Source organism: Aquimonas voraii (assembly GCF_900101825.1).
Taxonomy (GTDB): Bacteria; Pseudomonadota; Gammaproteobacteria; order Xanthomonadales; family Xanthomonadaceae; genus Aquimonas; species Aquimonas voraii.
In genome coordinates, this window is record NZ_FNAG01000001.1 from 761666 (window position 1) to 773901 (window position 12236).

Sequence of the window (12236 nt, forward strand, 5' to 3'; positions counted from 1 at the left end):
GGCTGCAGCTGGCTGGCGTGAAGCCGCGCCAGCGCGGGCTTTCGGGCCGCCCTGGGGTGGCCCGAACGCGCCGGTGGGTTCACGCTTGTACGGGATCGTGCGGTGAGCGTTCAGCGCGGTCCGCGCGGTCCCTTCGGCGTGCCTTGTGGGCCGCGTCCGCCCGGGCCGTGGCCTTTGGGGCCATGACCACCCGGGCGCGGGCCGCCCGGCTTGCCCGATGGCTTGCCACCCGGTGATCCACCGGGGCGTCCACCCGGTGCACCACCCGGACGACCGCCGGGCTTGCCGAACTTCGAGCCGCCGGGGCCACCTGGGCCGCCCGGACCTGCAGGCCGGCCCGGGCCGCCCGCACGCGCCGGTGCACCCGGGCGCCCGGCGCCCGGACCACCGGGACGACCGGCGGGGCGGTTCTGTGGGCGGGCCGAGGGGCTGGTGGTGGTCACGCCTTCCGGTACATACCAGCTGCGGAATTCACCGCTGGCGCTGGCGCCACCGGCGGCAGCGGTGTTGCCGCCGCGTCCGCGCGGACCGCCGCGGCCGCGGGCTTCACCGCCCGGCGCGGTCAGGGTGTTGCCGTAGTTGTCCGGGCGCTTGGCCACGCCGCGCGGGCCGCCGGGCGCACCCGGGCCGGACTTGAAGCCGCCCGGCTTGCCGCCGGGCTTGCGCTTGCCGCCGGGGCCTGCCGGGCCTCCGGGGCCGCCGCGACCCGGGCCGCGGCCGCGACCGCGCGGGGCGTCTTCGCGGATGTTGTCGAAGGCGCGCAGCTCACGGCCCTCATCGCCGTAGGCGCCCTGGGTCCAGGCCTTCTGCTCGCGCGCGGCCGGGCGATATTCGCTGGTCTTGGCGCGACGCTGGCCGATCACCGGCTGCAGGGTGAGGGTCGCCTCGGGCGGCGGCAGGTTCAGGCTGGCGCGCAGGGCGTCCACCTGTTCGGCCGGCAGCGGCTCGCTCATGCCCCGCTTCAAGAGGCGCGGCAGCTCGACGCTGCCGTAGCGCACGCGCTTCAGGCGGCTGACGGTGAAGCCCACCGCTTCCCACATGCGGCGCACCTCGCGGTTGCGGCCTTCGTGCAGGACCACGCGGAACCAGGCGTGGCTGTCGCTGGAGCCGATCCGCTCGATCTCGTCGAACTTGGCCTCGCCGTCCTCGAGCTGCACGCCGCGCTGCAGCTGGCGCACGACGTCGTCGCTCACTTCGCCGTGGATGCGGCAGACGTACTCGCGCTCGACCTCGGTGCTGGGATGCATCAGCGCGTTGGCCAACTCGCCATCGGTGGTCAGCAGCAGCAGGCCGGTGGTGTTGATGTCGAGCCGGCCGACCGCGATCCAGCGCGCGTTCTTCAGCTTGGGCAGCTTCTCGAACACGGTGGCGCGGCCTTCGGGGTCGTCGCGGGTGGTCAGCTCGCCCTCGGGCTTGTTGTAGAGCAGCACCTGCACCGGCTCGCTCTGGTTGCTGGCGACGAAGGCGCGGCCGTCGAGCTCGACGCGGTCGCCCGAGCCCACGCTGCTGCCGGTCGCGGCGACTTCGCCGTTGACCTTCACTTCGCCGCGGGCGATGCGCTCTTCCAGCGCTCGGCGCGAGCCGAGCCCGGCGGTGGCCAGCACCTTGTGCAGGCGCTCTTCGATGCGGGCGGTGCTGGCGCCTTCGCGCTTCAGCGACAGGACGCGGCGGGGTGTCTCACTCATGGAATCTGCTCCGGCGAAGTCTCGGACTCGCCCGTGGGGTCGGTGGTATCTGCGGTGTCGGCTGCCACGCGCTGCTCGTCGAGGCGCGTCGCGGTGTCGAGGTCGTTTTCGTAGGCATCGGCGTGCTGGGCGCCGTCGATGCTGTCGGGGTCGGCGAGGGCGGGCGCGGCCTCGTCGTTTCCAGCGGATGGCTCTGCGTCGGCAGCGATCAACCCGGCTGCGGATGCGTGGGTGTCGACGTCGTCGGCAGCGGCACCGTCATCGGTATGGGCCGCAGTCTGCACGTCCGCATCTGCATCCGCATTTGGCTCGGTGGCAGCGGCAGCGGTATCGGTGCCATCCGCGTCCTGACCCTCGGCAGCATCACCGGCAGCGCCCGCGATGGCGGGCAGCGCAGCCTTTGCGCGCGCGCCATCGAAGTCCAGCTCGGGCTCGATGTCAGGAAGCTCCTGCAGGTCCGACAGCGGCGGCAGCTGGTCGAGACTCTTGAGGTTGAAGTAGTCGAGGAAGGCGCGGGTCGTGCCGAACAGGGCCGGCTTGCCGGGCACGTCGCGGTGGCCGACCACGCGGATCCACTCGCGCTCCTCCAGCGTGCGGATGATCTGGCTGTTGACCGCGACACCGCGGATGGCCTCGATCTCGCCGCGGGTGATCGGCTGGCGATAGGCAATGAGTGCCAGCGTTTCGAGCAGGGCACGCGAATAGCGCGCAGGCTTCTCGGCCCACAGGCGCGAGATGTGCGGATAGATCTCGGCGCGCACCTGGTAGCGGAAGCCGGAAGCCACCTCGACCAGTTCAACGCCGCGGCTGGCGCTGTCTTCCTGCAGGGCGAGCAGGGCGCGGCGGAGATCATCGGCGGGCGGCGCTTCGCCCTCGCCGAACAGGTCGGTGAGCTGGGCCACCGTCAGCGGCTGCGGGGCCGCGAGCAGGGCGGCTTCGAGGATGCGCTTGAGCAGATCGAAGTCCATGCGTGGGCTAGGGCTCCTCGGTGCGATGGTGGGCGGGCGCAGCCGGCAGTGCATCGGCGTCGCCGGGCTCGGTGGCCGTGGTCGTGGCCGCGAGGCCGGCCGGCACTGGCGGCGCAAGGGCGTCCTCGGCGAACGCGCCCTCGCCGGCCTCGTCAAGATCGCTGCCGTCGCTGCTCGGCTGTGACGCTTCCAGCGCGTCTTCGGCGGCCTCGGTCGAGGCGCCGAGCGCGCGCACGAAGATCGGCGCCAGCGGGGCTTCCTGGACGATCTCGATGAGCATTTCCTTGGCCAGTTCCAGCATGGCGAGGAAGCTGACCACCACGCCCAGGCGGCCTTCCTCGGCGCGGAACAGCTCGACGAAGGAGACGAAGCGGCCGTGCGACAGGCGCTCCAGGTGTTCGCCCATGCGCGCGCGCACGCTCAGCGCCTCGCGGCGGATGTTGTGGTGGCTGAACAGCTCGGCGCGCTTCAGCACGTCGCGCAGGGCCAGCAGCATCTCGCGCAGGTCGACGGGCGGCGGCAGGCGCACGGTGGTGCGGTCGCCGGTGTGGGCGTGCACCACCTGGGTGTCGCGTTCGATGCGGGGCAGGGCATCGATGTCCTGCGCGGCCTGGCGGAAGCGCTCGTACTCCTGCAGGCGCCGCACCAGCTCGGCGCGCGGGTCTTCCTCTTCGCCCTCGGCGCTGGGCGGGCGCGGAAGCAGCAGGCGCGACTTGATCTCGGCCAGGATCGCGGCCATCACCAGATACTCCGCGGCCAGCTCGAGCTTGATGTCCTGCATCAGGCCGATGTAGTCGATGTACTGGCGGGTGATTTCGGCAACCGGGATGTCGAGGATGTCGAGGTTCTGCCGGCGGATCAGGTAGAGCAGCAGATCCAGCGGGCCTTCGAAGGCGTCGAGGATGACCTCCAGCGCGTCCGGCGGGATGTAGAGATCCTGCGGGATCTGCAGCACCGGCTGGCCGCGCACCATCGCCAGCGGCATTTCCTGCTGCTGGGGCGGGCCGCTGGGCGACGGGCTTGCGCTGGTGTCGGCGGTTGGCGCCGATTCAACGGACATCTTCTCGATGGATCCTGCTGACTGCATGGCGCGCTGCGCGCCTTGGCGGTGTGTCGGCACCGGGCTGTCTCGGCCGGGCGGACTTTCGGGGCGGCCGGCTCACGATTCCTGAGGATCGCGGCGAACCCGCCCAAGGTGCTTGCGGCGGCCCTGACCGCCTGCGGCCGTCCCCTCGGCCGGGCGAGGCGCGATGGCCTCGTCGGGTGCCAGCGTCCCGTTCAGCGCGTTCGCGCGCTGGATGCCAATCGGGAGCACTGGCGAAGGCTTCGCTTCAAGCGTCGAGGAAGTCGACCGGGCCCGCGCCTTCGCGCACCAGCACCGGTACTTCGCCCGACAAATCCACGACACTGGTCGGCCCGGGAGGGCAATCCCCGGAATCCAGCATGAGGTCGACATGACGCAGGACATGTTCGGCCACTTCGAAAGCGTCCTGACGGTCAGGTGAGGCCTCGGACGCTTCCGCCGAGAGCTCCAGACTGGTCGAGAGCAGGGGCGATCCCCAGGCTTCGAGTAGGGCCTGCAGCACCGGGTGGTCCGGAATGCGGCAGCCGATGACCTTGCGCTTGGCCTGCTTGAACCGCCGTGGCAGTTCCGAAGAAACCGGGAGGATGAAGGTGTAGGGCCCGGGAACCAGGGGCTTGACGATGCGGAAGGCACTGTCGTCGAGCTTGGCCATCCGGCCGACTTCGCTCAGGCGGGCGCAGAGTAAGGTGAAAGGATGCTTGCTGTCCAGCCCGCGCAGCTTCTGCACGCGCTCCTCGGCGCGCACCGCATCGATGGCCCAGGTGAACAGATAGCCCGCGTCCGAAGGCGCCACCAGCAGGCTGCCGCGGTTGAGCGCGTCCACCGCGCGCTGGATCTGGCGCGGCTGCGGGCTCACGGGATGGATTTCGATGCGATCGCCCATGGGGCTCCAGTGTCGAAGGCGCGCCCGCGCTGGCGCCCGGGCGCATGGCGGGGCGTTTGAGGGGGCTTGGGTGAGCGCATATGATGCGCGGTCCACGCCGGGCCCGGATAGCCCCGCGCTTCTTCCGCCCTGCGGGCCGCCGCCGGGGCTCGCCCCGACCGATCTCCCAAGCACCGCGAGGACCGCGCCATGTGGTACCTGATCATTGGCTGTGACGCGCCTGAATCCCTGGCCAAGCGGCTGGAGGCGCGCCCCGCCCATCTCGCCCGTCTGCACGCCCTCCGCGACGCCGGGCGCTTGAAGCTGGCTGGACCGCTGCCGGCCATCGATGCCGAGGATCCGGGCGAAGCCGGCTTCGTCGGCTCCGCTATCGTGGCCGAATTCGAGGACTTCGCCGCTGCTCGCGACTGGGCCCAGGCGGATCCCTACTTCGAGGCCGGCGTCTACGAATCGGTGCAGGTGCTTCCCTTCCGTCCGGTGCTGCCATGACCGCACGCGTCGATGCCATCCGCGCGGCCCTGGCCGCGCTCGAGCCCAGCCTGCTCGAAGTCCACGATGACAGCCACAAGCATGTCGGCCACGAGGGCGCGCGCGACGGTCGCGGGCACTTCTCGCTGCTGATCGTGAGCCCGAAGTTCTCGGGCCTGAACGCCATTGCCCGCCATCGCGCCGTCTACGAGGCGGTGGGCAGCCTGATGCAGACCGATATCCACGCGCTGTCCATGCGCGCCTATGCCCCCGAGGAGTTCCAGGGATGAGTGCAGTCCGTGTTCGTCTGATGGCCGTCGGCCTGTGCTGTGCGCTGCTGGCGGCCTGCGGGGGGGGGCAGGTCGCCACCGAGGCGGGCACCGCCCAGGTGCTGCAGGGGGCGCCGCAGGGCCCGATGGTCGCCGTGGTCAACGGTGAGAGCGTGACCCAGCCGGTGTTCGAGACTTTCGCCCGTGGCCTTGGCCTCGACACCGCCCAGCCGGAGCAGCGCCAGCAGGCGCTGGATCGGCTGATCGAAAGCCTGCTGCTGGCCCAGACCGGACTCTCCGGCAGCGACGCTGGCGCGGATTCGCTCAAGTCCGAATTGGCCCTGGGTCGCATGCAGGTGCTGGCGGCCCACCAGTTGAAGGCGCTGCGCGCCGAGGCCCGGATCAGCGAGCAGCAGCTGCGCGACTACTACGCCCGCGAAGTCGAACGTACTGGACAGGTCGAGTACCAGGCCCAGCACATCCTGTATGCCGACCAGGCTGCGGCGGTGGCGGCGCTGGCCGAGGCGCGGGCGCCGGGCGCCGACTTCGAGGCCCTGATGCAGAAGCATGCGGCCACCGCCGTGCAGGCCCGCGATCTCGGTTGGGCCAATCGCACCCAGACCCCGCCGGAGTTCGCCGAAGTGCTGGCCCAGTTGGCCGACGGTGAGGTTGCCCCGGTGGTGGTGCAGACCCGTTTCGGCTACCACGTGCTGCGCCGCGCCGGCAGCCGGCCTTACCAGCCGCCGGCCTTCGAGCAGGTGCGCGCAGGCATCGAGCAGCAGCTGCAGCAGCAGGCGATCGCCGAGCGCGTGCGTGCGCTGCGCGCAGCGGCGCAGATCACCGCACCCGGCGCCAGCGCGTCGGCGTCGCAGGCCCAGTAGGCCACGCCAGAGGAACGCACCGGATGCGTCTGTCCACCATCAAGCTGGCGGGCTTCAAGAGCTTCGTCGATCCCACTACCCTGCACTTGCCGACCAACATGACCGGCGTGGTGGGTCCGAACGGCTGCGGTAAGTCGAACATCATCGATGCCGTGCGCTGGGTGATGGGCGAAAGCTCGGCCAGCCGCCTGCGTGGCGACAACCTGACCGACGTGATCTTCTCGGGATCATCCGGCCGCAAGCCGGTGGGCACGGCCACTGTCGAGCTGATCTTCGACAACAGCGACCACACCATCGTCGGCGAGTACGCCCAGTACAACGAGATCTCGGTCAAGCGCATGGTCAGCCGCGACGGCGCCAGTGCGTACTACCTGAATGGAACGCGTTGCCGCCGGCGCGACATCACCGACCTGTTCCTCGGCACGGGCCTGGGCCCTCGCAGCTACTCGATCATCGAACAGGGCATGATCAGCCAGATCATCGAAGCCCGGCCCGAGGACCTGCGCGTCTACCTGGAGGAAGCCGCCGGCATCTCCAAGTACAAGGAGCGTCGCAAGGAAACCGAGACGCGCATGCGGCACACGCGCGAGAACCTCGACCGCCTGAACGACCTGCGCGAGGAGGTCGACAAGCAGCTGGAGCATTTGAAGCGCCAGGCCCGCCAGGCCGAGCTCTACCAGCAGCTGCGCGCCGAGCAGCGCGAGCGCGATGCCCAGCTCAAGGCCATGCTGTTCGGCGCGGTCGAGCGCGAGCTGACCGAGCTGCGCGCGGGCTTGGGTGAGGAGGACCTGCAGCTCGAAGCCACGGTCACCGAGCAGCGCCATGTCGAGGCACAGATCGAACTGACCCGCGTGCAGCAGGGCGAGGCCAGCGAAGCGCTGTCGAAGGTGCAGGCCGAGAGCTATCGGCTCAGCAGCGACATCGCCCGCGTCGAGCAGCAGATCCGCCACCAGGGCGAGCTGACCCAGCGCCTGCGCCAGAGCAAGGCCGAGGCCGATGCCTCGCACGCGGAAGTGCTGGCGCATATCGAGGAAGATGCCGCCAAGCTGGCGGATCTGGATGCCGTGGTGCAGGAGCTTGAGCCGGCGGCCAGCGAAGTCGGCGAACAGCTGGCCGAACGTGCCGAGGCCCTGCAGGCCGCCGAGCGCGCGCTGAGCGACTGGCAGCGCAATTCCGATACGCAGCGCCAGGCGCAGTCCGAGGCTGCGCGCGCCGCCGAAGTCGAACGCACCCGCATCGACTACCTCGACCGGCAGATGCTCGAACTCGGGCGCCGTCGCGAGACCCTGGCCGGCGAGCTGCAGGGCCTCGATGTGTCGGCGATTGAAGCCGCACTCGAAGACGCGAAAGAGCAGGCCGAAGCCCAGCGCGCCCAGGTCGATGAACTCACTGCAGGCCTTGAGGCGCGCAAGCAGGCCGTGCTGGCGGTGCAGGAAAAACAGCGCCTGAGCCAAGCCCAGCTCGCCGAAGTGCGCAAGGAAATCCAGAGCCAGCGTGGCCGCCTGGGCTCTCTGGAAGCCCTGCAGGCCGCGGCGCTGGGCCAGGAAAAGGGGGCGGTGCTCGACTGGCTGCGCGCGCAGGGCCTGGAGCAACAGCCGCGCGCCGGCAGCGTGCTCAAGGTGCAGCCCGGCTGGGAGACCGCGGTCGAGACCGTGCTCGGCAGCCTGATCGAAGGCGTGATGGTCGAGATCCCGGCGCAGCACGCCGAGGCCTTGGCGGCGCTGCGCGCCGGTCGTCTTGCCCTGCTGGCGGACGGCGATGAGGTGCTGGTCGCGGCCGCCGATTCGCTGGCCGCGAAGGTCGAGGGCCCGGCCGCGCTGCGGCGCCTGCTCGCGGATGTGCACGCCGTCGACTCCGTGGATTCTGCCCGCGAACGTCTGCCGGGCCTCGCCGAAGGTGCGAGCCTGATCACCCGCGACGGCGAGTGGCTGTCCGCCGGCTTCGCCCGCGTCCTGCGTTCGGGCGAGGCCCAGCAGGGCGCGCTGGCGCGCGAGCGCGAGCTGCAGAACCTGCGCGCCGAGCTCCAGAACCAGGCTCTGCGTGAACAGGCCCTGGTCGAGCAGCTGAACGAGCTCCGCGACGCCCTGCAGCAGGCCGAGATCGAGCGCGAGGACGCGCAGCGCAGTCTGTACCTCGCGCACCGCAGCGTGGCCGAGCTGTCGGGTCAGCTGCAGAGCCTCGGCGGCAAGCTCGACCAGGCGCAGGCCCGGCGCCAGCGCATCGAGGCCGAGCTGTCGCAGCTCGCCACCGCCATCGAAGACGCCCAGGAGCAGGCCGGCGACTCGCGCGCGCGTCTGGAGCACGCGATGGAGCGCATGGGCGAGCAGGAGGACCTGCGTCTATCGCTGGAAGGCGAACGCGAGCGTCTGTTCGCGGCCCGCGAGGCCGCGCAGTCGGCCGTGCGCGAGCTGCGCGAGCGCGGCCATCACCTGGCCCTGCAGCTGGAGTCCAAGCGCAGCCAGCGCGCCGGCCTGGAACAGGGCCTGGCGCGCATGAAGAACCAGCTGCAGCAGCTGGCGCAGCGCCGCGCCGAACTCGCCGAGCAGCTGTCGGTGGGCGATGCGCCGATCGAAGCGCTGAAGAACGAGCTGCAGGTCTATCTGGACAGCCGCATTGACGTCGAAAAGCGGCTGTCGGCGGCGCGCTCGGCGGTCGACGGCATCGAGGGCGAGCTGCGCAACTACGAGCAGCGCCGCCAGCAGCTCGACCAGCGCGCGCTGCTGCTGCGCGAGCGCTTGTCGCGCAAGCGGCTGGACGAACAGGCGCTGGCGCTGAAGGCGCAGGGCCTGCTGGAGGCGATCACCGCCGCCGAACTGGAGCCGCAGGCCCTGCTCGACACGCTGCCCGAGAACGCCACGCCCGAGGCCTGGAAGAAGACCCTGGACGAGCTCGAAACCCGCATCAAGCGGCTGGAGCCGGTCAACCTCGCGGCCATCCAGGAGTACGGCGAGCAGTCGCAGCGCAAGGAGTACCTGGACAGCCAGCACGCCGACCTGACCCAGGCCCTGGAAACGCTGGAGAACGCGATCCGCAAGATCGACAAGGAAACCCGCGGCCGCTTCAAGGACACCTTCGACCGCGTCAACACCGGCGTCCAGGCGCTGTATCCGCGATTGTTCGGCGGCGGCCACGCCTATCTCGAACTGACCGGCGAGGACCTGCTCGACACCGGCGTAGCGATCATGGCGCGCCCGCCGGGCAAGCGCGTGTCCAACATCTCGCTGCTGTCCGGCGGCGAGAAGGCGCTGACCGCGGTGGCGCTGGTGTTCGCGATCTTCCAGCTCAACCCGGCGCCCTTCTGCCTGCTCGACGAGGTCGACGCGCCGCTCGACGAGGCCAATGTCGGCCGCTTCAGCGCGATGGTGTCCGAGATGAGCGAGAAGGTGCAGTTCCTGTTCGTCACCCACAACAAATCGACCATGGAAGCCGCCCGCCAGCTGGCCGGCGTGACCATGCGCGAGCCCGGCGTGTCGCGCCTGGTCTCGGTCGATATCGACGAGGCCAGCCGCATGGTTGGCGCGGCCTGAGAGCCACCCCATGGCGAACGAAAGCCTGAGCGCGCGCGCGGCCGAACTGCGCGCGCTGATCGAGGACGCGAACTACCGCTACCACGTGTTGGATGCGCCGGGCATCCCGGATGCCGAATACGACCGCCTGATGCGCGAGCTGGAGTCGCTGGAGGCGGCGAATCCGGAGCTGCGCACGGCCGACTCGCCGACCCTGCGTGTCGGCGCGCGCTCCGACAGCGCCTTCGCCGAAGTCACCCACGCAATGCCCATGCTTTCGCTGGGTAATGCCTTCGACGATGTCGAGCAGGAAGCGCCCGAGCTTCGGCATCGCGAGGTCGCCGAGTTCGTGCGCCGCATCGTCGAGGAAACCGGTGAGGTCGATCCGGAATTCTCGGTCGAGCCCAAACTCGATGGCTTGGCCATCAGCCTGCGCTACGAACGGGGCGTGCTGGTGCAGGGCGCAACCCGCGGCGACGGCGCGACGGGCGAAGACGTCACGGCCAACCTGCGAACCATCCGTGCGATTCCACTGCGCCTGCGTGGTGACGCGCCCGCACTGCTTGAGGTGCGAGGCGAGGTCTACATGCCGCGCGCCGGGTTCAATGCCTACAACCAGCGCGCGCTGGAGCGTGGTGAGAAGACCTTGGCCAATCCGCGCAACGGCGCGGCCGGTTCGCTGCGTCAGCTCGACCCCACGATCACCGCGCAGCGGCCGCTGGCCTTCTATGCCTACGGCGTCGGCGCGCAGGAAGGTTTGGATCTGCCGGCCACGCATTCGCAGACCCTGCGGCGCCTCGCCGACTTCGGCCTGCCGATCAGTCCTGAAGTGGACACCGCACGCGGCTTCGACGGCCTGATCGCCTACTACCGCCGCATCGGCGCCAAGCGCGACGCGCTGCCCTACGACATCGACGGCGTGGTCTACAAACTGAATCGCTTCGACCGGCAGCGCGCCATGGGCTTCGTCGCCCGCGCACCGCGTTGGGCGATCGCCCACAAGTTCCCCGCGCAGGAAGAGATGACCGAGGTTGAGGCCATCGACGTGCAGGTAGGGCGCACGGGCGCGATCACGCCGGTGGCGCGATTGAGGCCTGTGCAGGTGGCTGGCGTGGTGGTCACCAATGCCACCCTGCACAACGCTGACCAGATCGCCCGGCTCGACGTGCGCGTCGGCGACACGGTGATCGTGCGGCGCGCGGGCGATGTGATTCCCGAGGTGCTGGGCGTGGTCGCCGAGCGTCGTCCAGAAGGCACCGCGCCCTGGCTGCTGCCGAGCGAATGTCCGGCCTGCGGGTCGGCCGTGGTGCGGCCGGAGGGCGAGGCCGTGGCCCGCTGCAGCGGTGGGCTGTTCTGTCCGGCCCAGCGCAAGCAGGCCCTGATCCACTTCGCCTCGCGCCGCGCCATCGACATCGAGGGCCTCGGCGAGCGCATGGTCGAGGATCTGGTTGACCTCGGCTTCGTGCAGAGCGTGGCTGACCTTTACCGCCTCACGCTCGACGACCTGCTGGAGATGAAGCGCCGCGCCGACCAGCGCGACGGCAGCACGCCGGAGACGGTCAAGGCCGGCAAGGTGGCCACGCGCTGGGCCGAGAACCTGATCGAGTCCCTGGAGCGCAGCCGCCGGCCGAGCCTTGAGCGCCTGCTGTTTGGCCTCGGCATCCTGCAGATCGGCGAGGAGACTGCGAAGGCGCTGGCGCGCAGCTTCGGCAGCCTGGACGCCATCCGTCACGCCGACCCGATCCTGCTGCTGGCCGTACCCGATGTCGGGCCCAAGGTCGCCGCCTCGATCGCCAGTTTCTTCGCGCAGCCGCACAACAACGAGGTCATTGATGCGCTGCTCGCCAACGGCGTGGCGCCGCTGCAGGCAGGGCAGCCCTCGGCCTCGCTGGCGACCCGGCTGGAACTGGCGCATCTGCTGCGCGCAGCCAAGCAACTGGGCGCGCCGCTGGGGCGATTGGGCGACACCTCGATCAGCCGGATCGGCGAGGCGCGCCGCGATCTCGCCGCGCTCGAGGCGGCGGGCGAGGGCGGGCTGACCGCTCTGGGCGTGAGTGCTGACGCCGCCGCCGCGCTGTTCGCCACGCTCGGCGATCCACACTGGGGCACGCGCCTGCGCGCGGTGGATGCCGCCATGGCCGCCCTGCGGGCGGCCGCCCCGCACGAGGTCGAAGGCGGCGTGCTGGCCGGCAAGACCGTGGTGCTGACCGGCTCGCTGTCGGCCATGACCCGCGACGAAGCCGGCGCCAGGCTCGAAGCCCTGGGCGCCAAGGTCGCGGGCAGCGTGTCGAAGAAGACCAGCTTCGTCGTGGCCGGCGAGGCGGCCGGCAGCAAGCTCGCCAAGGCCAACGAGCTGGGTGTGCCGGTCTGGGACGAAGCGCGGCTCCTGGCCTTTCTGGCCGGGCAGGCGGGTTGAGACTGCGCTGGCGGGTCAGATCCCGCTTGCGCCCCATCGCGCGCTTGGCGACCATTGGCGCGCATTCGCTCCGCAT

General features: G+C 70.5%; 8 protein-coding genes and 1 pseudogene. 5 read left to right on the forward strand and 4 right to left on the reverse strand.

The features are described from left to right. Positions 1 to 110 precede the first annotated feature (110 nt). The 4 genes and pseudogenes from rluB to BLP83_RS03240 form a co-directional block, all read right to left on the reverse strand. The gene (gene rluB / locus BLP83_RS03225; RefSeq protein WP_091238746.1) at positions 111 to 1685 is read right to left on the reverse strand and encodes a 23S rRNA pseudouridine(2605) synthase RluB; all 1575 of its coding nucleotides are present in this window, start codon (positions 1683 to 1685) and stop codon (positions 111 to 113) included. Then, positions 1682 to 2653 (reverse strand): SMC-Scp complex subunit ScpB, encoded by a 972-nt coding sequence (scpB, locus tag BLP83_RS03230; protein WP_091238747.1) that lies wholly within the window; start codon positions 2651 to 2653, stop codon positions 1682 to 1684. Before scpB ends, rluB begins: the two co-directional genes overlap by 4 nt. A 139-nt stretch (positions 2654 to 2792) precedes the next feature. Next, positions 2793 to 3713 (reverse strand): annotated as a pseudogene (locus BLP83_RS03235) (segregation and condensation protein A); the annotation flags it as partial. A 271-nt stretch (positions 3714 to 3984) separates the two neighbouring features. Then, positions 3985 to 4620, reverse strand: coding sequence for an L-threonylcarbamoyladenylate synthase (locus BLP83_RS03240; RefSeq protein ID WP_176763989.1), 636 nt, complete (start codon positions 4618 to 4620; stop codon positions 3985 to 3987). A 189-nt stretch (positions 4621 to 4809) separates the two neighbouring features. Between BLP83_RS03240 and BLP83_RS03245 the strand changes: the two genes are divergently transcribed. Genes BLP83_RS03245 through ligA form a run of 5 tightly spaced genes read left to right on the forward strand, consistent with a single transcriptional unit; the run spans position 4810 to position 12160 of the window. After that, on the forward strand, positions 4810 to 5109 hold the full coding sequence (locus BLP83_RS03245; RefSeq protein ID WP_091238750.1) for a YciI family protein: 300 nt from the start codon (positions 4810 to 4812) through the stop codon (positions 5107 to 5109). After that, positions 5106 to 5378, forward strand: a complete 273-nt coding sequence (locus BLP83_RS03250; protein ID WP_091238751.1) for a BolA family protein — start codon at positions 5106 to 5108, stop codon at positions 5376 to 5378. Before BLP83_RS03245 ends, BLP83_RS03250 begins: the two co-directional genes overlap by 4 nt. Next, positions 5375 to 6238 carry a peptidylprolyl isomerase gene (locus BLP83_RS03255; RefSeq protein WP_091238754.1) on the forward strand — a complete coding sequence of 288 codons (864 nt, stop codon included), beginning with the start codon at positions 5375 to 5377 and terminating at the stop codon, positions 6236 to 6238. The genes BLP83_RS03250 and BLP83_RS03255 overlap by 4 nt, the downstream gene beginning before the upstream one ends. Positions 6239 to 6261: 23 nt before the next feature. Continuing rightward, complete coding sequence (gene smc, locus BLP83_RS03260; RefSeq protein WP_091238755.1) at positions 6262 to 9765, forward strand: chromosome segregation protein SMC; 3504 nt, start codon at positions 6262 to 6264, stop codon at positions 9763 to 9765. 10 nt (positions 9766 to 9775) lie between these two features. Further along, positions 9776 to 12160 carry an NAD-dependent DNA ligase LigA gene (ligA, locus tag BLP83_RS03265; protein ID WP_091238758.1) on the forward strand — a complete coding sequence of 795 codons (2385 nt, stop codon included), beginning with the start codon at positions 9776 to 9778 and terminating at the stop codon, positions 12158 to 12160. Positions 12161 to 12236: the final 76 nt, after the last annotated feature.